Origin of the sequence: Aminobacter sp. P9b, assembly GCF_045345995.1 — a bacterium.
GTDB classification, from domain to species: Bacteria; Pseudomonadota; Alphaproteobacteria; order Rhizobiales; family Rhizobiaceae; genus Aminobacter; species Aminobacter niigataensis.
Genome location: NZ_CP150082.1, coordinates 4,906,645 through 4,929,648, shown reverse-complemented (window position 1 = coordinate 4,929,648; position 23,004 = coordinate 4,906,645). Strand labels below are relative to the sequence as shown.

At 58.6% G+C, this 23,004-nt stretch carries 15 protein-coding genes and 1 pseudogene; 14 read left to right on the top strand and 2 right to left on the bottom strand.

Going from position 1 to position 23,004, the window contains the following annotated elements; all coding sequences use genetic code 11:
- Window positions 1–2: 2 nt before the first annotated feature.
- Window positions 3–1,010 carry a helix-turn-helix transcriptional regulator gene (locus WHT83_RS24175; protein WP_406872615.1) on the bottom strand — a complete coding sequence of 336 codons (1,008 nt, stop codon included), beginning with the start codon at window positions 1,008–1,010 and terminating at the stop codon, window positions 3–5.
- A gap of 78 nt (window positions 1,011–1,088) precedes the next feature.
- On the opposite strand from WHT83_RS24175, the gene WHT83_RS24170 reads away from it, so the two are divergent.
- The 7 genes from WHT83_RS24170 to WHT83_RS24140 all read left to right on the top strand — a co-directional run bounded on the left by WHT83_RS24170 (window position 1,089) and on the right by WHT83_RS24140 (window position 10,607).
- The gene (locus tag WHT83_RS24170; protein WP_406872614.1) at window positions 1,089–1,364 is read left to right on the top strand and encodes a hypothetical protein; all 276 of its coding nucleotides are present in this window, start codon (window positions 1,089–1,091) and stop codon (window positions 1,362–1,364) included.
- A gap of 51 nt (window positions 1,365–1,415) precedes the next feature.
- Window positions 1,416–3,500 (top strand): AAA family ATPase, encoded by a 2,085-nt coding sequence (locus tag WHT83_RS24165; protein WP_406872613.1) that lies wholly within the window; start codon window positions 1,416–1,418, stop codon window positions 3,498–3,500.
- A 22-nt stretch (window positions 3,501–3,522) separates the two neighbouring features.
- The gene (locus WHT83_RS24160) at window positions 3,523–4,047 is read left to right on the top strand and encodes a hypothetical protein (RefSeq protein ID WP_406872612.1); all 525 of its coding nucleotides are present in this window, start codon (window positions 3,523–3,525) and stop codon (window positions 4,045–4,047) included.
- 2 nt (window positions 4,048–4,049) lie between these two features.
- The gene (locus WHT83_RS24155; protein ID WP_406872611.1) at window positions 4,050–4,559 is read left to right on the top strand and encodes a hypothetical protein; all 510 of its coding nucleotides are present in this window, start codon (window positions 4,050–4,052) and stop codon (window positions 4,557–4,559) included.
- A gap of 85 nt (window positions 4,560–4,644) precedes the next feature.
- Window positions 4,645–5,970 (top strand): hypothetical protein, encoded by a 1,326-nt coding sequence (locus WHT83_RS24150; protein ID WP_406872610.1) that lies wholly within the window; start codon window positions 4,645–4,647, stop codon window positions 5,968–5,970.
- On the top strand, window positions 5,957–7,981 hold the full coding sequence (locus WHT83_RS24145; protein WP_406872609.1) for a hypothetical protein: 2,025 nt from the start codon (window positions 5,957–5,959) through the stop codon (window positions 7,979–7,981). Before WHT83_RS24150 ends, WHT83_RS24145 begins: the two co-directional genes overlap by 14 nt.
- Window positions 7,965–10,607 carry a helicase-related protein gene (locus WHT83_RS24140; protein WP_406872608.1) on the top strand — a complete coding sequence of 881 codons (2,643 nt, stop codon included), beginning with the start codon at window positions 7,965–7,967 and terminating at the stop codon, window positions 10,605–10,607. Before WHT83_RS24145 ends, WHT83_RS24140 begins: the two co-directional genes overlap by 17 nt.
- A gap of 758 nt (window positions 10,608–11,365) precedes the next feature.
- Here the strand turns inward: WHT83_RS24140 and WHT83_RS24135 are convergent.
- The gene (locus WHT83_RS24135; RefSeq protein ID WP_406872607.1) at window positions 11,366–12,172 is read right to left on the bottom strand and encodes an NYN domain-containing protein; all 807 of its coding nucleotides are present in this window, start codon (window positions 12,170–12,172) and stop codon (window positions 11,366–11,368) included.
- A gap of 469 nt (window positions 12,173–12,641) precedes the next feature.
- On the opposite strand from WHT83_RS24135, the gene WHT83_RS24130 reads away from it, so the two are divergent.
- The 7 genes and pseudogenes from WHT83_RS24130 (at window position 12,642) to WHT83_RS24100 (ending at window position 23,004) form a co-directional block, all read left to right on the top strand.
- Window positions 12,642–13,064 carry a restriction endonuclease subunit S gene (locus WHT83_RS24130; RefSeq protein ID WP_406874053.1) on the top strand — a complete coding sequence of 141 codons (423 nt, stop codon included), beginning with the start codon at window positions 12,642–12,644 and terminating at the stop codon, window positions 13,062–13,064.
- A 199-nt stretch (window positions 13,065–13,263) separates the two neighbouring features.
- On the top strand, window positions 13,264–13,572 hold the full coding sequence (locus tag WHT83_RS24125; protein ID WP_406872606.1) for a hypothetical protein: 309 nt from the start codon (window positions 13,264–13,266) through the stop codon (window positions 13,570–13,572).
- Between the two features lie 37 nt (window positions 13,573–13,609).
- Window positions 13,610–14,810, top strand: a pseudogene (locus WHT83_RS24120) (trypsin-like peptidase domain-containing protein).
- Between the two features lie 147 nt (window positions 14,811–14,957).
- The gene (locus WHT83_RS24115; protein ID WP_406872605.1) at window positions 14,958–18,110 is read left to right on the top strand and encodes an AAA domain-containing protein; all 3,153 of its coding nucleotides are present in this window, start codon (window positions 14,958–14,960) and stop codon (window positions 18,108–18,110) included.
- Complete coding sequence (locus tag WHT83_RS24110) at window positions 18,082–19,479, top strand: hypothetical protein (protein ID WP_406872604.1); 1,398 nt, start codon at window positions 18,082–18,084, stop codon at window positions 19,477–19,479. The genes WHT83_RS24115 and WHT83_RS24110 overlap by 29 nt, the downstream gene beginning before the upstream one ends.
- A 1-nt stretch (window position 19,480) precedes the next feature.
- Window positions 19,481–21,511, top strand: a complete 2,031-nt coding sequence (locus tag WHT83_RS24105) for a chromosome segregation ATPase-like protein (protein WP_406872603.1) — start codon at window positions 19,481–19,483, stop codon at window positions 21,509–21,511.
- The gene (locus WHT83_RS24100; RefSeq protein ID WP_406872602.1) at window positions 21,511–23,004 is read left to right on the top strand and encodes a hypothetical protein; all 1,494 of its coding nucleotides are present in this window, start codon (window positions 21,511–21,513) and stop codon (window positions 23,002–23,004) included. Before WHT83_RS24105 ends, WHT83_RS24100 begins: the two co-directional genes overlap by 1 nt.

Below are 23,004 nucleotides of genomic sequence, written 5' to 3'. Positions count from 1 at the left end.
TCCTAAGGCACCCCCGGAAAATCGTCCCTTTGAAAGCCTTCAACCATGCGCCTGAGCGGTTCTGGCTTCACCACCTCTACGTGGCTGCCCCACGGATAGAGCGCCCAGGCCATTTCGAGGTGGCCGCTGGCCGAAAAGCGGACGGTGACTGAGCCGTCTCCCTCTTCGATCATTTGTTGATCGGGGTGGAATCGGAAGCTCAGGACGCTCTCAGCGACCTTTGGGCTGAAGCGCCACTCGACCTCGCCATACTCCGCCTCGCTCTGAAAAGCGCCGAAGGACCGCTTGGCGTGCGCCGCGATATGGAATTCGGGCGGAACGTTCGACGGCTGCTCCAGGACACGGACATTGGCCATACGGTCGATGCGCCAGGTGGAAGGCCGGTCGCCGGAGGCCCCGTGGACCAGTGCGACGAGGTAGGCCCGGTACCCGAAGATGACGCCGTAGGGATGGACCGTTCGGGAATGAAGCCCGTTCGATCCCTTGTAGTCGAACGAGACCTGTTTCATCGCCAACAGGGCCTCGGTCAACGGTCGCATCGTTGCCGGCTCGATCTTTGGGCTCGGGCCCGGACGGGCTACGACATGGCTGGCGCTCAAAAGCGCCTCATAGTCGATCTCGATGCTTCGTCGCTTTGGCGCAGGCGCGAGCAGACGGATCTTGGTGCGCAACATCTTCAGATTTTCGGCATCGAGAACGGCGTTTGATGTCGTCAGCGTTTCGATGGAGCGGTCGAGCGCGGTCATCTCATCCGGCTTCAACTGCAGGAGTTCGCGCAATTTATCGCCTTCGAGGAAGACGCATTTTTCGCCCTGGTCGTTGTAGTCCGTCGAGAGGCGGGCGCCAAAGACGGCTTCGAGAGCCTTGACCATCCGCTGCGTGTTGCGGCGCTTGGCTGAGTCCGTTGGGGCATCAGAACGTCGGTCGATGTCCGCGTAGGGCATCCCGAACCGCCGCGCCGCGATCTCCAGCGCAAGCTCAAGCAAATCCGCAGCCTTGTCATAGGCCATGGTCGGTTCCCCCCGTAACCAAATCTGTCGCCCGGCATCATTATTCCTGTCCATAGGGAAGACAAGGAGAGACGCGCCATGCAGATCGGAGCCATCAGCACACACGCGGGCAAGCGCATCGCCCAGCGTGGCTTCGCTGTCCAAACAGTCGAAGCGATCTATGCCTACGGCCGCTGCAAGCGCAGGCACGGCGCGGACATTTATTTCATGGATCGGAAGGCGCGAAGGCGGGCAATCGATGAATTGGGCGAAAAGCAGTTCGCGCGGCTGGAAAAGTCGCTCAACGGCTATCTGGTCGTTGGCGATGACGGAACGCTCATAACCTGCGCGAAGCGGCTCAAGCGGATCAGATAGATTTCCGCGCCCCGCACAGTTTGGCCGTGAAAGATAGTCGGAGCAACGCATATGGGTTGGATGAATCCGTTGATAGAGACAGGTGCGATTTCCACGCTCGACACCACATTTGGCGCATACGAGAAGTTCGTTCTGCGTTCGCTGCTCCTGTCTTTCATTTCCGGAAAGCAGAAGGATGGTCGCATGCGAGCGACCGAGGAATTCCTGCAATGGTATGGGAGATATGCTGCTGCGGTCGGGATCAAAATCCCTCAGCTCGACGCGGCATCAAGGAATGTCTGCCAAGGAAAATCTGCTTCACAGAACCCATTAGTCCGTATTCCGCGTGCCAGTATCGCCAACAACCGGAGCGTGGCGCCCGTACCCTCTGCTCTCCAGAAAAGACTCGACTGGGTGGCACAAACGCTCAAGCTCGATGCGCGTGATGCCTGTTCTCTGTCCGCAGTTTGCCGCCTTACGCAACTGGAGCCGTTCCGAAGTTTCTCTGCCGCCGTGAGTGGTCATGATGAAGAGCGCGACGAGGTGTCCGTGCATCTGATCGGATCGTTGCTGGGGATTCGCGGAAGCGTACTGAGGAAGATTTTCGACAATCGCGGGCAACTCATGCAACTCGGGCTGATCGAAGATCGCGGTGCCGCTGACTACGCTCCATCGGAGATGCTTCTCAAGCTGCTTCGCAGGCGGACTACCGATCCCCGAGTGTTGCAAGATTCGCTGATCGGCGAGCCGGTTGAGCCGACGCTGGAGCTTTCTGATTTCGACCACATGGGGCAGGCGCGGGAAGATGTTATTCGCATCCTGGACGGAAGTCTGAAACAGCAGGCTGAAGGCGTGGGACTGCTGTTCTACGGTCCTCCGGGCACAGGCAAGACCGAGTTCGCCGCGCTTCTTGCTGAAGCCTGCGATGCGCGCGTGGTCTTTGCCGGAGAAATGGACGACGACCAGCGTGAGCCGCATCGCGCTGATCGATTGGCCCATCTTTCGCTGCTTTCCGCCATTGGCAATCGCGCTGGCCGCGTGATCGTGGTGGTCGACGAAGCCGACGACATCTTCACTGGTGTCGACGAGGACGAGTTTTCGAACCGGACGGGTTCGAAGGTCTTTGTCAACCGACTCGTTGAGAACTGTGCTGTGCCGACGATCTGGATCACCAATCATCCTCGGCGCTTTGGAGAAGCCGTGTTGCGGCGCATGCTGCGGGCCGTCGAATTCACGAAACCCGGAAAGGAGGTCCGCAAGCGCATCGTCGATCGCCACGCCGATGTCCTCGGGATGGCGTTGGATGTGGCCAGCCGCGATTGCCTCGCGGGTCTGTCTGCTTCTCCCGCAGTGATCGCCTCCGGTCTGCGAGCCGCCAGTTTCGGCTCGGGAGGCGGCGAAATGGCTATATCTTCCGCGCTTTCGATTCAGAAGGCGCTGGGCGAGAATGAGCCGCCGCAGCCTCTCCGCCAGGCAGTGCCGTTCGCTGCGGCGCTATCCTCGGCAAGCGTCGATCTGGTCGCCCTTGAGCAGCGGGTAGTCGAAGCCGGGGCCGGTGCACTCTCCTTTCTATTCACTGGATTGCCGGGAACAGGAAAGACCGCCTTTGCCCGACATCTCGCTGATCGTCTTGGCATGGACGTCCTTCAGAAGCGCGGGTCCGACCTGCTCGGCAAATATGTCGGTCAGACGGAAGAAAACATTTCTCGTGCCTTCCAGGAAGCAGCCGAATGCGGGATGTTCCTGATTTTCGACGAAGCGGATTCATTGCTGTTCGATCGCCGCCACGCCTCGCGGAGTTGGGAACTGAGCCAGGTCAACGAAATGCTGACATGGATGGAAGTTCATCCGCTGCCATTTGCCGCGACGAGCAATCTGCTCGACCAGCTTGATCCGGCCGTTCAGCGCCGGTTCTTGTTCAAGGCCCAGTTCGGCGCAATGTCGCCAACCCAGATTGAAATGGCGTTTCAACGTCACTTCGGTTGTGCCGCATCGTTGGAGGCACTGAGGCTGAACATGGTCACGCCAGGAGATTTCGCCGTGGTTGCAAGGAAGGCGACCGTGCTGCGAGTCACCGATCCAGCAGAACTAGCCGGCATGCTTGCAGCTGAGGTCGCAATCAAACCCGGTGCGCGCAAGGCGATCGGATTTGTTTGATGAAATTCGGGGTAACCACAAAATGACGCGTACCAGCCTGACACATCCGATCTTGATCGCCGAAGTGCGCGCGCATCCGGACCATGGCCGTATTGGCATAGCATTCTGTCCAGGCGAGAAAGATCGTAACGCGATGGGAGGAGCCTGGGACCCCAACCTCCAGCTTGACCTGGACGCCATCGAGGCGTGGGGCGCCGTTGTCGTCACTACGTTGATCGAGGACCACGAATTTGATCGCCTCCAGGTGAAGGACGTCGAAGGTGAGATCCGGCGCAGGCATACGCAGTGGATGCACCTTCCGATCGAGGACGTGTCTGTACCCGGGGCTGGTTTCGAAGCGACTTGGGCGGATCGTGCAGAGGGTAGCCGCGATCACAGGCCAACTCGCTGGTGCACTCTACGGCGCATCGGGTATCCCGAAGTCATTCACTTCCAGAACCGCTTGGAGCAATATAATCATCGAGCAGGCTGCATGCCTATGATGCTTTCAAATGTATTCATGGGGTCTGAAGAAACGACGTTCAGACTCCAGTTGCAGATCGAATAACAATGCTCTTAGGTCGTGATATTTTCATTGTTGATATCGAAGCATCAGGCTTGGGTTTCTGCACTTTCCCGATCGAGATAGCTGTCATCAATTTGACGGGCGACGTCTCGTACAGCGCTTTGATCAAGCCGCAACGTGACTGGGCGCACTGGAACTGGGACGAAATGGCGGAACAGGTCCACAATATATCGTGGAAGATGCTCCAGGAAAACGGGTTGCCGGCAGAGCGTGTCGCAAAAGAAGTGTGGCATATATTGGCGGGTTCCGAATTGTACTCCGATGCGCCGCAGCAAGACCTGGCATGGTTGGAGGTTCTGCGCGATGTGGCCTGGCCGCCGCTCCCGGGCATCCGGATTGAGCATTTATCTAAACTGCCAATTCTCACAGCAGACTTTTTCGTGGATTTTTCCGACGAGCCTCGGGAACACCGCGCTGGTGTAGATGTCCGGCATCTTCGGCAGGCAATCCTCTCGCAGCTCCGACCGGATGAGGCGCAGGCACTCTTTCGATAACATATAGCCCCTGAGCATACAGGACGGTCGCCCGTCTAAGTCGGCGGTCCCACGATGTTTCGGTTTTACAAATTCAGAAGGTTGAATGGGGGATGCAACGATGCAGTGGGGTTTGCTTGGTCCGGATTTTCTTCCCGCGCAGCGCAGGCTGCGTACCCTTGGCGTCGGAAGTACTGTGCGGCTATTCAACGAACTGGCGGTGCCTGGGCTTGGTGGTCTGTGGTTCGGAAAGCAGGCACTACTCGCCATCCTGGGTATTTTCATAGCACAGGAAGCCATGCGTCGCGGAAAACAAGTCAGCAATATCGAGGCGTCCAACGCCTTGGAGGCTTTGGCCTGTGCCTTGTCATTCGAGCATACGAATTGGCGACAGGACGAACGGCTGCGCGGACGCATCAAGTTGAATGGACGGAGAGATCATTCGTTCTCGGCGCTGCGCAAGCGGTCTGCCTATGTCGTCCAGCCAATGCGGATGCGCGTAGTCCAGCCGTTGTTGGCGCTTGGCCTTGTTACCAGTGATGGCGGTAGCCAGCGCTTCAACAACTATCGTTGCGCGCAACCAGGTCTGGATTTTATCGAAACTGCATGTGGAGCGTTTAGACCTAACAAGCGCAGCATCGCGGACAATCTTGTTCGCTGGATGAACGGCGACGATTGCGTCAGCACGCCGCCGACCCGTCAAGCTCTTTCGCCGATTGAGCCGCTTGCCCAAAGCGCATGCAAAATCCTGAGAGAGCGTATGGCAACGGGTGGCGCGGTCGGCGAGAGACGGCGTATCGCCATGCAATGGGTAGGCAGCTTGTCAAAAGACACCAAGCTATCCTGGAGCCTGCCTCCCGCCGAGCTGGCGAGCGAACACTGGCGCGACCTTCATGCAGGCGGGATTTTCTTTCGTGCGCGCGACGCGGCATTGGACATGCTTGAAGCGGTCGAAGCCCATTTGAGCCAGATGAAAATGCGTGGTCTGGAACTCGGGCCAACACTTCCAGAAAGGATAGGGCAGGCGGTTTCGACGCTACGCGCAGCGGCGCAGGCCTATGTCGATTTCGGGCATGATCCGATTGCTGATGGCAGCGCGACCGCATTCTGCCGGGATTGTCTCTTCAGTGATCCGGCTGAGACGCTGCGGGCGCTCGTTCGCCGCGATGGTCGCGTGTTGCGACTCGTCGGTGATCTAGTGCTTCCGGGTGCCGCCTTCAGGGATGTCGTCGATTCGCCGGGCGCAAGCGCCGATGAAGCGCCGTCCAGGATAATTGATGGCAGTGAGAACACCGAAGAGACGGGCATCACAACCGAAATTGCATGGCCGGAGAACATGTCCTTTCGCATGGCCAATCTCTTCCTGCTCAATCTGGACCTGAACGGCGGCCTCAGCGCTCATCTGGACGGGGGAAGCAATGTCGCGCAATAAATTCAGACCCGCGCCGCTGGCGGAACACTTCATGGCACCAGAGGACTATTACGGTTCCTTTGGCTGGATCTGCGGTTTTTCGGCAGACGCCGAGTTTCTCAATACGGCGGCTGATCTCTTTACTGGCCAGAGCAAGCGCGCACGCGCCTGCGAGGGAGGCATAGCGCTGGCGGTGATGCTTGATCCAGGAGGCCCACAGATTTCACTCGCTGAGGCCCCCGGCGTTCTGCATATGCCGCTCCGCACCGCTCATCTGCCATTCCGCCTAATGCATGCCAAGGTCGCGATACTTGGCTTTCGCCACAAGCGGCTCGCCGACCAGTGGGTCCTGCGACTTGTTGTATCAACAGGTAATTGGACACGCCAAACCGTCGAAGAAAGCCTTGACCTCGTCTGGCGCATCGACGTTGAAAGTCGGGATTTGCAGAAGCAAGCGGATGAAGACGTGCGTCAGCGTTGCTCAGATTTTGCGGCTGCATGGGATATGCTGCGCTGGCTGCAAGGCCACTATGATCATCGCGCTCTGGAATTCACGAAACAGCCGTTTCCGAATACGATTGACGCGGTCGAAAGCTGGTTGCGCCAGACGACCGCGGGCCGCAAATCTTTGCCGCAGCCCCGCTTCATGGACAGTCGCAAAGCCTCTTTCCTCGACCAACTGCCTGCTCGGGTAGCAACCATTGGCGGGGGGCAAAAAAAACGCAACTGTCTCGTCATGGCTTCCGGCTTTTTTGAAGAAGCCGGAAAGATTGGAGCGGTGCCCGCAGTTCTCGACCGGATCGTTCACCGCCTGAAAGATGCCGGGCATTTGACGATCTTGCCCTGGATCGGCGTCATTGTGAATCCGCTTGCATGCCAAGCTGTGGCAGGGGCGTCAGAGGCGATTGCCAAGGAGGGCTGGACTGTACTGAAGCCCGGCAAGCCGGATTGCTTTGACAAGAGGCATCCCGGGCACCTGCACGCCAAGTTCATATTCAGCGCCAATCATCGATCCGAATCTAACAATTGCACCAGTGCCTGGCTCTATCTCGGCTCCGGCAACCTGACCCCTCCAGGTTTCATCGAGCGTATGGATGCGACCAAGGGGAATCTCGAGGCTGGTGTTGTGATCGCGCCTGAAGGGCTGAAGTGGCAGAGCGACGGGTGCGACAAGCCGGAAGACGCCGTCACAAATCGCCTGCCGATCGATTGGGGTTCTGAGATTACAACCACGACCGAGCTCCAAAGCGGCGCAGGAATGCCGGAGCGAAATCCTCCTTTCATGGGCGCCCCTGTCGCATGCCTGCGGTGGGAAGCGCGGGCGGCTGGTCCCGGTGGCTGGCTCGCCCCATTGGGTGAGGTCGTGGAATTGGCGCAGGCTTTTGACGTGATTGACGCGGGAAATCCCTGCAAACGCGATGTTGATGGACGTTTCATCTGGCCGAACGGCCAGCCGCGCCAAGTGCCGGTGCGCTGGCGAGACAGCGGGGGCGAACACAAAATCTTGGTGCCGGTGGGAGATGCTTCAGGACGGCTCGCCGTGGGGGAACTACCACCGATCGACATGGAAGATGCGTTGCTGCAACTGGGTGCGTTCCCTATAGCGCCTCTGGACGACGAGCCGCAATCTGACGAAAACGGCGACCTGACTGACGGGGGCTCGCAGCAAGCCAGCGGTCAACGATCGCTGGCAGGCGGCCCCAGAAACTACGCGATCCGCGATATGATGCGCCTCGTTGAGGTGATCGCGGCGCGGCAGACAGTGCTTGAAAAGGCGGACTGGGCGCGCTGGTGCACACGCTTGGAAAGTATCCTTGGTCAGATTGCCGAGAACAGCATCATCTCGGCGTTTCGCCAGATGGAGGTAAACCCGCTCGGTCCGCTCTGGCACGCGCCGTTCCGCCCCGCCTTCGCCGAAACCGCTGCCAGCGAAGAGGGCGCTCGCTATGAGGCCGTACTCGATCGCATCGAAATCATCTGGAAACTGCGCGGACTGGCTCGGCTTGGAGGACAGCATGCATCAAAAATTTGAGGGATGGCAGGCTGTGGCAACACGGCTCGAAGGCATGGCTGAGCGCCACGATGATTATTTGAACGCTGGCCAGCGGGCAAGCCTCCGCTACATGGCGCAGCGTCTGCCTCACTCGGGGCTGATCCTGGCGGATGAAGTTGGCATGGGCAAGACCCGGATCGCAGTCGCACTGGCGCGTGCCGTTATCGAATGCGGCGGCCGCGTCGCGATTATCATCCCCCCAGGGTTGGGCGCACAATGGCAGGATGAACTGCGCAAGGATGGCATCGTTGGCACGCGTCCGCACCTGAGAAGCTTGTGGGCCTTTCTGGACGCATGGCGTCCGACCAGTGGGGAAACGCTGCCCCCGCCTTGGTTCGATGAAAAGCTGCTTCTTATTTCGCAAAATCTTGCGAACTGGCGCCTTGGCTCAACAAGCGCCCGATGGAGATGCGAGCTCTTGCCTGCTATTTATGCCCATTGGCAAAGAAAGACAGTTGGCCGTTTTCCTTATGGATTTTGGCGGCATCCCCAGTGGGATGAGCGGGTCTTCAATGCTGCCGAAAGCATCGCTCGAGCGGTCGCCAGATCAGCAAGCCCAGTGGCAACAAAGCGGATTCAAGAAATCGACACGGCCACACAATGGCCCCAAGCGCTTTCAGGTGCCGGTTACGGCAAGAACGAGCCATTGAGGGAGCCGCTGGAACAAGCGATCGGACTTGGTCTCGGTAGCTTCGATCTCATCGTCATCGACGAGGCACACAAGAGTCGTCGTGAGGCAAGCGGGCTCTCTCGGCTACTGGACATCATTCTTGCCGAGCCTGATGCCCGGCGACTGGCCATGACGGCGACCCCGGTCGAGATTGACGCTTCCCAATGGAGGCAGTCGCTTTTACGCATCGGCGTCCAGAACAAGGCATGGGAAGCTATCGAGCCTGCTATCGCAGCATACCGTCAGGCGGTGGAAAGTGTGCGGCGCGGCTGGCGTACAGACGAAGACGCGCGAAATACCTACTGTGCGGCTGCAGCCGCCTTCCAGGCGGCTCTGTCACCCTACGTGATGCGCCGGGACAAGCGCGAGGACGATGCCGTTTTGCGCTTTGTCGACAAGATGAATGATGCGGAAGCCTATCGCAGCGAAACTCCAATCGGCATTGCCATGGGTGAACTCCAGAACGGCTGGAAGGAGGCTGTCCTGGCGGCAGAGGCGCTTTCTCTCGTTGTTGGCGGCGGCGGCAAGCGATTGCGTCTTACCTTTGCCAATGGACATGGCATAGCGAGCCATCTGGATGGAATGCAAGAATGTGCCGCCGACAATGAACAATTGCAGGAGGACCGGGAAAATGAGCCAATTCCCTCAGTGCCTGCCTCGGGCATCATTCAGGACAATGTCGACGATCCGCTGATCAAACAGAAGTCGCGGCAGGAGTGGTGGCAATCGCTGATGACGAAACCGCTTGCCAGCGGGGAGGATGTGCTTTTCGATCACCCGGCCATTCTTGCTGCCGTTAAGGCAATCGAGCAGCATGCAAAAGAGGGCGAAAAAGTGCTTGTATTCGGCCGTTACACAAGGCCGATGCAGGCGCTGACTGCGCTCCTCAACGCGCGGGCACTGCTGTTGGTGCGTGAGAACGGAGGTGCCTGGCCAGAATCCGCTGTAGGCGCAGGTGAATGGTCTGCGCTGCGTGCGGCGCACCGCCAGCTTGGTCTTGCCAGCGACCTGACCACACTCGATGGGTTCCTTGCCACGCAATACAAGCAATTCGAACGTCGCCGGGAAAGGCTGCGAGCCGGGTTCTTCTCGCGTATCCGGGCTGCCTTGCTTGAAGGAGAACATGAGGCACGCGCGCTCCTGAACGCTGCGGAAGCAGCGGCGACAGGTGGCAATGATGGCTCCGGTTCCCCGGTTCTGAACCTGCTGGTTCGTGCCGTTGATGAACTGCTTCCCAATAGAGATAGCGGCGGCATGCAGGGTCGTGTGCATGAAGACCGCGAGTTGGCCGACGCGTTTGTTCGGATCATCGGGGCCCTGCGGGAGCGCACGGAGGGGGATACCGACGGCAACGAGAAGCTTGACAAGGCCGAAGCCGAGAACCTCTGGAAAACGCTTGAAGAGCGACTTAACGCGGAATACGGGAGCACGCGACGTGCCGCTTTTGCGCGCTTCATGTATGGCGCGACAGAGCATTCGACCCGCCGGTTGGTTCAACTTGCATTCAACCGTCCGGACAGTTTTCCGCGTGTACTTGTTGCCCAGTCAATGGTCGGGCGTGAAGGGCTGAACCTTCACGAGGCTTGTCGCGTCGTGGTGCTTCTGCACCTGGAATGGAACCCAGGCGTCGTGGAGCAGCAGATCGGGCGTGTCGATCGCGTGAACAGCCATTGGGCCCGACAGCTTGAGGCCGCAATCGAGAACGGCGATCGGCCACAAAAATTACCGCGTATCGAGGTCCGCCCCGTGATCTTCAGCGGCACCTATGACGAATACCATTGGGGCGTTCTGCGCGAACGCTGGGATGATTTGCGCGCCCAACTGCATGGTGTCATCGTTCCGTGGCGCGATCGCACGGGTGTTTCAACTGAAATGCAAAACGTGATCAGGCAGCTTGATGCCGCAGGACCAGATTTTTCGCCTGGTCGAAAATGATGGCATCATCGCGCCAGGGCCGCGAAGCTCGGGATCAACCATCGGTTCGCCAGACAGGTAAGCACAATCAAATGTGACGCCGGCAATCCGCGTTCCGTCAACGGAGCGGATTTTCGATATTTGTCTGATTGTTGCTTTCAATCCGCCGGCGGTTACGGTCTGCCGAAGCCCCATTGCAACGGTCCCACTCGTAGAATGGTCAACTCTTCGTCTTCCAAAAGTACTCATAGGATAGACCACTGATGCTCCCCTTTCTCACCTTAGCCATTAGTCCTTCGTCTCGTACGCTTGAGGCGATGACCGAAACATCATATGACTTAAGGTAAGGAGGCCCTTTTTGTTGATTGTCTTCATGTTTTTGGCAAACTTTTACTGTCGCTACAAAGCGCGTCCCGATTGGGAACATTTCGCGATATGCTCTTGAGAATTCAACACGCGTGTCTGGCGGAAATACTGTAACCGGCCGCACTCTTGGGCGAGATACATTTGAATCGACACACGTCTCAAGCTCAATGTTGCCAAAAAAACGACCAACCAAGTGAGCTAATTCTTGCGGTTTATACACAATTTTACCTTTTGCTCGTTACAGTATATATCGCCTTTAACTCGCCAATGACATTGCAGTCTTTAGATCAGCAGATATGGGATCGGCAAGGTCTGCGAACCGAGCAGACTTCGAACCGCCACGTTGAGGTAGCTGCGCTATTCACGCATATGCGAAATCGGTCGTTCAGTTGTGAAGTATCGAATGACGACTCCTAAAGCACGCACGACGATGGACGGAAGAGGCGGCGCGCCTCGCGGGTTCTGATAACTAAGCGGCGGGCGTCTTCGGCTTTCTTTTTCCTGCAGCGTCTGGCGCGCAATGTCCCGCCTTCTTTGTGGGCGATTTCAAATGCATTGGTCTTGCGGACGAGGTCACGTAGTTTGCGGAACCCGAAAGTGCGCGGGTCGAAATCCGATGCCAAATTGGCAAGCTGCGTGCCCACCGCACCCAGCGGAACCCACCCATCTTCGCTCTCCATCTGCGCGATAATCTTTCTGATGATAGGCATGGCGGCGGTTGGTGGCTGCAGAGGTTTCGCGCTCGGAGCCGCCTCGATCTCACTGGCGGGCGCAGACGGTAGCAAGTTCTCGGTATAGACGAACCGTCGGCAGGCCTGTCGGAAACTCTCAGGCGTTTTCTGCTCACCAAACCCGAACACATCGACCCCCTGTTCCCGGATACGGGCGGCTAGTCGGGTGAAATCACTGTCAGACGAAACCAAGCAGAAGCCGTCGAAACGGCCGCTGTGGAGAAGATCCATCGCATCGATGACCAGCGTGATATCTGAGGCGTTCTTGCCGGTGGTGTAAGCGAACTGCTGCTGGGGAATGATTGCGTGCTTCGAAAGCACTTCAGCCCAAGACTTCGAACGGACGCTGGAAAAGTCACCATAGATGCGGCGAACACTGGCCTCGCCAATCTTAGCGATCTCCTCGAAAAGGCCATCCGCGATCTTCGCAGATGCATTATCGGCGTCGATGAGAACGGCGAGGCGTGGGGAGCGGGACTCGGATGGCATGAAGCACTTTCGGAAGGGTAGGCGTTTGGATTTGGCCGTCGGAGTGGGTTCAAAATATAGCCATCAATGAAGTGATCCTCGACGACCTGTTCTTCAGATCCATTCAATTCGGTCAAGCTTGTGCCGTAGGATGCGGGTGACGAGCCGGCATCGGAATTGATGAGTCGGATCGTAAAGGAGAAAGCGCGGCAGGTGGCGGAAAGACGAATCCGTGTGCCGAAACGGCCTCTATCTGTCCAAGACGAAGATCGGCCCGTAGATTTGCCTCCGACTTGGATGCTGTGCCCCCTTGGCGACATAGCATTAGTTTCTGATCCAAACCCAAGCCACCGTTATCCGTCTTTCGATGGGGAAATAGTACCTATTCTGTCGACGCAAGAATTCAGTGGCCTTGACGATTGGAATCCGGCGACTGCAAAGCTTGTGACGGCTGACTTCTTTGAGTATCAAACGGAGATGTGCCGCTTTTGTGGGAGACATCGTGTTCGCTCGCAAAGGCCGTCTCGGCTTGCCGCGGTTCCTTCCCCCGCTTGAGAAATATACCTTCAGCCATACCGTTTTCATCATTAAGCCGTTCGACGGGGTTCTACCACGATACCTGCTCTTGAGCTTACGCCGAACCTCTGTTGTCGACTGGCTTACGAATGAAATGAACCAGAATACGGGAGTACCTACTCTCGGGAAAGATAAGACCGAACGCATACCGATCCCTCTCCCACCACTCCCTGAACAGCGCCGTATCGTCGCCAAGGTCGACGAGCTGATGGCCATCTGCGATCGGCTGGAGGTGAGCCTCGCCGCCGCCACTGACGCCCGCCGCCGCCTGCTCGACGCCCTCCTGGCCGAAGCTCTCGTGCCCGTGGACGAGCGCCAGATGGAGGCGGCGGAATAGGATGGCTGAGTCCGTTGGAGCATCCGAACGTCGGTCGATGTCCGCGTAGGGCATCCCGAACCGCCGCGCAGCGATCCCCAGCGCAAGCTCAAGCAAATCCGCAGCCTTGTCATAGGCCATGGGCGGTTCTTCCCCCGTAACCAAATCTGTCGCCCGGCATGACTATCCCTGTCCATGGGGAAGACAAGGGAGACGCGTCATGCAGATCGAAGCCATCAACACGCACGCTGGCAAGCGCATCGGCCAGCGTGGCTTCACGGTCCAAACCGTCGAGGCGATCTATGCCTACGGTCGCTGCAAGCGCCGGCACGGCGCGGACATTTATTTCATGGATCGCAAGGCTCGAAGGCGGGCAATCGGTGAACTGCGCGAAAAGCAGTTCGCGCGGTTGGAAAAGTCACCCAACGGCTACCTGGTCGTTGGCGACCAAACGGGCAATTGCACGGATCGGAATGCTGTATTCCCCGCATCTCGTTTGGAAATCGGCGAGAGGAGATTGCAGTCTTGAGCAAGGCAATCTAGTTCTCAGTCCAAGGGGGACTAGCATGGCATCCATTGCGCGCGCAGCCTTGGCTGCGCTGATAATCTTGACCACAGCAAATGCTTTGGCCGAGGAGCCAAAACCCTCGGGTACAGGTTTCGCTGTGACCTCAGATGGTTGGCTACTAACAAACGCTCACGTCGTTGAGGGATGCCAGCGTATCGAGGTCAAAGGGGTAGGGGATGCCTCCGATCCGCGGATTGATGCGACCCACAATCTGGCGCTTCTCAAGGTGACGGCCAAAGCCCCGCTATCACCGCTTACTTTCAGAGGTGCTCCGACCCGTCTTGGAGAGGACATAGTCGCTATTGGCTTTCCTTTGGCAGGCCTACTGTCGGACTCGATCAAGGTCACTACTGGCAATGTCAACGCTCTCGCGGGCCTGCACAACGACACCAGGCACCTCCAGATTTCAACGCCGATCCAGCCTGGCAACTCCGGTGGCCCGGTAATTGACCGTGATGGATATCTGCTTGGAATCACGACTGCCACGCTCTCAAAGGAAGCCGCGGATAGGATTGGGATCCCCGCACAGAACGTCAATTTTGCGATTAGAGCATCGGTTGCCGACCTGTTCATGCAGTCACAGAGCATCGCCAAACAGTCTGGTGACAAATCTGCCGACCAATCGCCTCCGTCCACAGCCGACCTCATGGATCGGATCGCTCCGTCGGTGTTTCAGGTTTTCTGCAACGGAAAGCCCGAGCTGCGGGTGGACACCCCACCCAAGGACCGGGTTGCCGATCGCCCTGGGAACGCGACATCTCACATCTTGCTGGACGCTCGAGGCTACGACGCGATCGGCTTCGACTACACAACCGTGAGGGATGTCACATATCAAGGCTGTCGAGCCTGCGAAGGCGATGGACAATGTAAAGCGATCACCTACAACGCAAAGCGTCACGTGTGCTTCCTAAAAGACAATGTGGTGGCGCTCATTCGCAACTCAGACGCTATGGCGGCCTATTTGTCCTCAAAAGCGGCCGACGTCATCATGTCTGATTACACTAGTTACTCGGGGATGGACCTCCCAGGCGGCGATTACAAACGAATTCGGCAAACGAACTATCTCGAGTGCTTTGTGTCGTGCATCGGTGACAAAGCATGCAGGGCTGTTTGCATATGTTTCAAAAAAAGAGTGCTGGCTTAAGGACTCTTTGGGTCGGCCTCAGGCGATCAAAGGAATTAAGCTTGGTGTGAAGTGAGAAAGCTCGTTCTCTGTCAAGCTGTAGTACAACCCGTTGAGTTGACTTTAAGTCTAGCTTTGACCACTGCGGCCAGGCGAACTTGGGGTGAGTCGTAATTCATGATGCCTATCACCGCACGGTGCTAGGCATTTCCGGAAAGGTGTCATGTCTGTTGTTTTGCGGACAATCTCTGCATTTCCATCTGGGCGAACGACAAGTGAGCTCTTTGCCTTGCTGGATGTGGATTTCGATCCCCGAAAGCGGTCAGAGCTTTATGCCGAGCTAAGCCTGCTGACCGACACCGGAAAAATCAGCAAAGGCCGGGATGGAAAATGGCGACCGTTATCGCGATATTCGGCCTTTCAAACAAACGTCTCTTCACCAGCAGGTCCCAAACTTAATGGTGACAGCAAAGTCCTTAGGGCCGCACCCGCCTCATTTGGTACCAAGGCGCAGGTAAATACCTTACTCGGCAACGAGACAGCCGCTGTCCATCTCGATCCGAGTGCGCTCCTCCGGTATTATCGCTCGACGCTTCGAGCCGATCCTCGTGGGGCGATTTCTCAGGTTGATGATCGACATGGCATACAGTGGCATCTCGTCACCGGGCTTGGGCCAGTTACTCCTGAGGAGGGGCAAAACCTCCATATTGCCATTGCTCTTAACGACCTCTCAGATGAATTCCGCAAGGCGTTGGTGAAGCGGGAGGCAAATGAACAGACGCTGGCCGTCGGCTGGCCGATCGCTGTCGGGCGGAAGCAGGGGGCTCCGGTCGTCTGGCCCATTGGCTTGATCAGCGCGGAATGGACCCGTAGCGAAACGCATCTGCAGATCACGGTCGATGCCGACGATGTCCTCGTCAACCCTGACTGGCTCAAGGGGGCGGCACGCGGGGCCGGATGGACAGAGGCCTCGTTGCGGGAAGTCTTCAATCAGACCGAAGGGCTCGGGCTTGAGCGGGCCGACTTCCTCGCCCGGCTCAAGGAAGCCGTAGCGGGAGCATTCCGCGGCAGAGTTTCCGGAACCGCAATGGTTTCAGAGGTCGATCCTGAAACACCGGGAATCTACGATCTTGCAGCACTCTTTCTTCCGACCGATACCACGTTCACCGCCGGCGCTGTTCGCGACCTCGACCAGATCGGCGTTTGGGCAAGCGAGAGACTTGCCCGGACTGCGCTCGCCTCAATTCTAGGGCTCGATCCACAAGCCCAGGCAGAATCACCTCCCGCGATCAATGTCGGTAGCCTTAACAAAGAGCAGATCACGGCGGTCCGCTCGGGAATGACTGCGCCCCTGACCGTCATCACAGGTCCGCCGGGCACGGGAAAAAGCCAAACGATCGTTTCGATGGTGGCATCGGTTCTCGCTCAGAATGGATCGGTCTTGGTCGCCTCCAAAAACCATCAGGCGCTCGACGCCGTGGAAGACCGCCTGGCAAAGATAGCTCCGCATTCAAATTTCCTGGTCAGGACCTTGGATCCAACGCGGGAGATCGACCAGTCCTTCACGAACGTGTTGGCAGCGCTGATAAAGGAGCCGTCGAAAGCCGCCATTGAGCCGGATCGGGTCACGCGCTCCCGTCTGGCAACCCTGGCACAGCAGCGGTCCGAGGTACTGGATCAGTTCGACGAACAGGGACGCCTGAACGCTCTGATCGCCGATTTTCTGGATAGGATCGAGGCCCGTAAACTTAATGGTGAACACCTCGATGTCAGTGTATCGGCTCCGACGGCTCTCGGGCTTTGGGCTCGCGTTCTCGAAGCGCTGCGACAATTCTTCCCAAAGAAGCACAACACTGCATCTGTGCCTGACGCTCTCGGAGAGACGGCCAGCCTTGCTACTCTTCAAAACGAACTGGTTCGACTTCGCGCGGAATTGGATGCCATCGATATAACCGGCGACCCAATCGCGCTGACCACTGAAATCACTGCAACGGTGGGACAGCTTCTGCCAAGGGTACTCGCCTCTCGCGTTGCGCTGTCGGAGGTTGATCGGTCGCGCCTTGGTGAGGAGCATGCCAACCTCGAATTGGCGCAGACTAGCGGGCCTCTGCCGATCGCGCTTGCGGCTGAGGTTGTGGCGCATCGTCCACTCTGGCTAGCATCGGTCCTCGGTGCTCCCCGCCGCGTGCCGTTGGGCGAGGGGCTTTTCGACCTAGTGATCTTCGACGAGGCGAGCCAATGCGATATCGCTTCCGCGCTCCCGCTGTTCGCGCGCGCCAAGCGCGCCGTCGTCGTCGGTGACGATCGCCAGCTCTCGTTCATCAGCCAGCTCGGGATTGCCCATGACCGTAACCTGATGCAGGCTCAGGGCCTCCCGGTCGGCATGATGGGGCGGCTGGCGCAAAGCCGCAGGTCGCTTTTCGACCTTGCAAATCTTACACCGGGAGCGGCGAAGGTGACACTGCGCGACCAGTACCGATCGGCCACTGGTATCGTCGGGTACATCAACGAGCAGTTCTATGGTGGGCGTTTGCGTGTCGCCGCCGACCAGGATCAGTTAAAGGTGCCAAGAGGAACAAAGCCGGGGATCGAGTGGACCGATGTCCCCGCGCCCAGCCTGCCTATGCAGGGCAACGTCAACTCCGCCGAGGTGACGGCCATTGTGGCACAACTGCGTCTTCTACTCGAAGTCCAGAAATATGAAGGCAGCGTGGGGGTCATCGCACCATTCCGGCCTCAGGTTCAGGCACTGAACGATGTGATCAAGGGGACATTGTCCGCCGATCTGCTTAATCGAGCGGATTTCCGGGCGGGCACAGTGGATAGCTTTCAGGGGCAAGAACGGGATCTGATCCTGTTTTCGCCGTGCCTTGGTCTGTCTAGCGCTACCAGCGCTGTCACCTTTGTCCAGAAGGACTGGCGCAGGTTGAACGTCGCAATCAGCCGTGCGCGTGCCGTCGCCCATGTTTTTGGGGATCTGAGCTACGCGCGCTCCGGTAAGGTCTCAAGCCTGCAGAAGCTAGCTTCGATTGCCACCGAGCCGCGTCCGCGCGTGGCGGAAGGTACGTTCGATAGTGAGTGGGAGCGGCGGGTTTATTTCGAGCTGAGAGATCGGGGATTCGATCCGATTGCACAGTACGAAGTGGCCGGGCGGCGTCTTGATTTCGCGCTTTTCGGGTCTGGCGATATCAGACTAGATCTGGAGATCGACGGTCGCCATTGGCATTCGGACATCGACGGAAAGCGCAAGCTATCCGACCTCTGGCGCGATCATCAATTAAGAGGCCTTGGCTGGCGGGTGCGTCGGTTCTGGGTCGACGAACTTGCAAGAGATATGGAGGGATGCATTGAGCTCGTCCGAAAAGACCTTTCCTAAATCCCGGCGTTACACCTACCTAGCTGGAGCCTTGGGCGTGGTTTCCTTCGTCGCGCTGGGTGTGCTTTTCGTCCAGGTCGATGCTTTGGAACGCGAGTACGGGGTCATTCGAACCGATCTGACCCGCTTCACCCGCGAGCGCGACGATGCCTTGACCCGTCGCGACAGCGTGCTCACCGAGATCGCCCAGCGAACTCTCGATGAGCAGCGATTAAGGGACACGATCTCCACGTTGACGGCCCAGCGGAATCAGCTGTCGAGCCAGATCACCCAACAGCGAGACCTTCTGTCCCAGGAAGGAAAGCAGCTTGCGGATGTCACAGCCCAGGCCAAGGCCGCTGAGGAGACGATCGCCGAGGCCAACCGGGCAGAGGTGAAGCTGAACGACCTGAGAGTCCGCAGGACGGAGATCGACAAGTCGGTGACGCAGGCCGAGACCAGACTTTTAGCATTGAACGCCCAAGTCGACGACGTGGAGGGCAGGCAGGCTACCGCCAAAAGCGCTCTGGCTGCTCTCGACGAGGAACGCAGCACGCTGCAGACCGTCATCACGCAGTTGCAGAATCAGATCGCAGACCTGAACAACAAGAAGCAACAGGTTGCGGAGCTCGATCTGCGCCAAAAGAACCTTGATGGCCAGGTTGCGGCTCTCACAAAGGACATTGCGAGCAAGCAGGCTTCAATAGCCACTCTGACCTCACAGATTCCGGTGCTCGACGCACAGTCGTCGAAATCACAGACCCAGGCGACAGCCGTCGCACAGGAGGTCAGCCAACAGGAAACGAGAAAGACGGCACTTGGCAAGGAAATCCAGGGGCTGGAGAGCCAGAAGGTCACACTGACCGGCGACCTCTCAAGCCTTCAGATCACCGCTGAACGCGCTCGTGACGATGCATCCGCCGCTGAAGGGCGACTGATAGCAGCTCAGGAAGCGTTGGCCCAGGCACAGAGCCAGCTTGTTCCGATAAAGTCGCAGATATCGCAGCTTGAGGCCGACAAGGCTACTTTGACGGCGCAGGTCGATTCCGCACGCGGGGAAGTCACTCGCCTCCAGGCAGTCAAGGCTCAGGAAACGTCGCTCGCTGACGTGGTCGACAAGCTGAAAGGTGAGAAAACGTCGTTGGATGAAGCAGTTCGGAAGCTCAATGAGAGCCGCGCCAAGCTTGCCACCGATATCGCCACAGACCAGGGGACATTGAATTCTCTGAAATCCGAATTGGCGGAGCTTGGCGGACGTAAAGGCGCGTTGGCGCAGGAGTTGGCTACGCTCGACGCTGCCAAGGTGGCTGCACAGACCGCTCCGGCACAACCGATCCCACCTCAGGCAACCCCAGCTCAGCCGACCTCGGCGCAGGAAGGACAGCTGTAAGATGCTCACCGGAAACATCTTGCTTGTTACAGGCTTAGGCATGGCGATCTTGGCTCTCATCGCCGTGCAGACCTTTTTCGCCATCATGCACGATCGGGTGGTGACAGCCAAAGGTCCCGCACTCGCCCTTGAGGAACTGGAAGGGCAGATCACGGATCGGCGTGGTAGGCTCATCGACATTGAAAACGACCTGGCAGAACGTCGTAAGGCACTTGCCAACATCGCCGATGTCCAGGCGGATTATGACGCGACCAAACGGCAGCTCGATGACCTCAATGCTGAGTGGAACCAGCAGGACGAGCGTCGCAAGGAGGTGCGGACGCTTAGGGAGGAGATGGAGGTCGCCACTGCTGAAAAGCAGACATTGGATTCGGAGTTCGCGAGCGCTAGAGCCGACTACGATGCGGTCCAGGAACGGCTGGCCGCGGCCGAGCGGTTGTTTGCCCAGAACGACGAGATGAAGCGCGAGAATGCTGCCCTTGAGGCGAAGCTAGGTGAGCTTCGCTCGGAAGCCTTGAAGCTTGCGGAGGCGCAGGAGCGTGTCGAGCGTCTCGAAAACCGTGCTCAGGATTTGCAACGTGAGCTATCCCAGATGGAGGGACGGGGCCAGGCAGCGCTCGCAGAACTCGCCCAGCTGCAGGAGCGCCTGTCGGCGGAACGCGGCTCGGTAGCAGAAGCTCAATCAAACCATACCGTGGCAGCCACGAAAACGGCCGCAGCTGAGGAGCGTGCCCGGACGGCGGAGCTGGAAGTCGATCGTCTCGAGGCTCGGCGGTCGTCGCTCACGGCCCAGATCGCCCGGCTTGAAGCAGAAATTGGCGAAGTCACCGGGGCGGTCGGCCAGGAGGACGCTGGAGTCGAGGTCGAAGAACGCCTCAAGGAACTGCGTGCCCTGCCGCCTGTGCTCCAACAGATGACGAAGTGGAAGCTGCGCGCTGCCGAAAACGAGTCGGAAGCTCTCAAGCGCGTCTCGGTTCGTTTAAGGAGCAGCGGTCTCGATTACCACCCGCGCGTCGTTCATGCCTTCCACACAGCGATGAAGGTCAACGAAACCAGCCAGATGGCTGTTCTCGCAGGGATTTCCGGAACGGGTAAAAGCCAGCTCCCGCGGCAGTACGCAGCCGCGATGGGCATCGGTTTCCTTCAGGTCCCGGTTCAGCCTCGTTGGGACAGCCCCCAGGATCTGATGGGCTTCTACAATTACATCGAGAAGCGCTTCCGCCCCACCGATATGGCGCGCGCACTCTTCCAGCTCGACAGTCTCAATAACGAGAAAAGCGAGTTGCCGGATCGGATGATGATGATCCTGCTCGATGAAATGAACCTCGCTCGGGTCGAGTATTATTTCTCCGATTTTCTCAGCAGGCTTGAGAGCCGTCCTCCGGCCAGTCGCGTCGCGGACAAGACGCTACGGAAGGATGCCGAGATCGAACTTGAACTTCCGATGCCGAAAGGCATGGACGCACTCCGTGTCTTTCCGGGCTACAACCTGTTGTTCGCTGGGACGATGAACGAAGACGAAAGCACGCAGTCCCTTTCTGACAAGGTCGTGGACCGTGCGAACGTCATGCGCTTTTCAGCGCCCAAGAATATACACACCAACGCGCAGAACGAGGCGCTACCGGAGCCGGAAGCGTTGTCTGCAGCCCGATGGCGGGGCTGGGTTCGGTCTGTGTCCGACGTCGAGAGCGATCCGCTCGTGCGCGAAAGCGTAGAGCGGATGGTCAAGGTAATGAAAGACTTCAAGCGGCCAGTTGGACATCGGTTGGGACGTGCGATCATGGCGTACGTTGCGAACTACCCCGGTGCCGACCGGGATAAGCGTGCTCCGCTGGCAGACCAGATCGAAATGCGATTGCTGCCCAAGCTGCGTGGGCTGGAAGTCGAAACCAACGAGGCGACCTTTAGCGAATTGCGAGAGTTTGTCGCGAACAACCTGCAGGACGATCAGCTTGCTAACGCGATCGAGGCCTCCGTCAGGACCGCGCGTGATGGGGCTGGTCAGTTCGTCTGGAACGGGGTGACGCGCTAATGATTCACCTTGCCCGGCCATGGGACAGCAGAGGCCTGACCGGCTCGGCTTTCGGCCCGGGTGATTGCCTAGTCAGCGAAGTTCGGGGGGCGGCGGCAAAACTCAGCGGTCATAGCCTGCTGATGCGCTCCAACGTCCGCGGCGAAAACGTGGACTTGGTGCTCCACCCATATCCTAAGGGCGGCACGGGTCACGGCCCCGCTCGGGTGAATTTCCCCGTCAGGCCTCGGGGGCAGAAGGAAGCAGAAACACCGGAGGAGGAAAACAGCCGAGAGCTGCTGCGGCGGATGAACGAGGTTCTGGCACGCGTTCAGGAGCTCGGAGAATCTCTCGAAGATCCGTTGCACGTGTGGCCGCGGCTGCGACAGGCGTGGGAGAGGGCTGAGAATGAGGAAGATCCGCGCATGGCGGAAATTGTACGCCAGGCTCAGGCCATCATGCCCAAACTCAAGGCACTTGAGCCGCGCATTCGGCGCGTCCTCCGCCGGACTCGGGAACTGACACCGCTATCCCGGGTGCAGGAAATGGACCGCGCATCGATGCTGTGGCTTGTGCGCCAACCTGGGCGAACGATCGCGGAACGGGCGGGTGCCAGCCAGCGTATCCTTGCGACTGTTCGGCATGAAAACTTCGACACACCCGAGAACCGGGTGGTTCACGCCTACACCCGCCTAGCCTTCGATGTCTCTCGTGAATGGATGCGTGAACATCCCCGCGCCAAGATGAGCCGCCGCTATGGCCAAGTGGAAACCTACTCCAGGTTCTGCAGGGCGTTTGCCAGAATGCTGGAGGACCTCGACGTCAGCGTCGCGGAGACAGGCGTCACCCCCAACTACGTGCTTATGCAGGACCCCAACTACCGCGCGGTTTACGAGGCGTGGCGGCGGCTCCTTGAGGAGGAAAAGGTCCTTGATGACCTATGGGCATGGCAGGCTGAGACCTGGACGGATTTCGCGGTTCTGGCAATCGTCCTGGCGCTCGACGAGGTTGAGGAAGCGGAGTTGATTGCCCAGTCGCCTGTCGTATGGCGCTCCGAGGCTACCTTGGGACGGTGGTTTGAGCAAGATCGGCCGATCGCGGTTTTCTGGCTCAAAGGTATTGGCCGGATCGTTGAGGTGCAGTCGAGGCCAGAAGTTCCCGGGCCACTGCTGCCGCTTGCCCGTGCTCATGTTTCGCTCAGAATCACAGATATTAAACGAAACGAAATGCCGCGCCGCGTGGCCGTCTGGACCCCGCATTCGATGATGAGGCTCGACCTGTCCGAAGCCGTCAACCAGGCTAATTCCCGGCTCGTCGAGCTTCAGCGGGTAGCGCAGTCGGAAGTCCTTCGAAATGGCCTCATACTGACGCCGTCGCACGGAGCCCCCGAAGCGCAATTTGCCGAGAGCCAGCGGACGCGGGTAGATGGCGTTGCGATGGAGGCATCCGGCGAGGGGCTGCGGTACGGCCTCGATGCAATCCGTGCATTTGCCCGTAGCGAGATCTATCGGTAG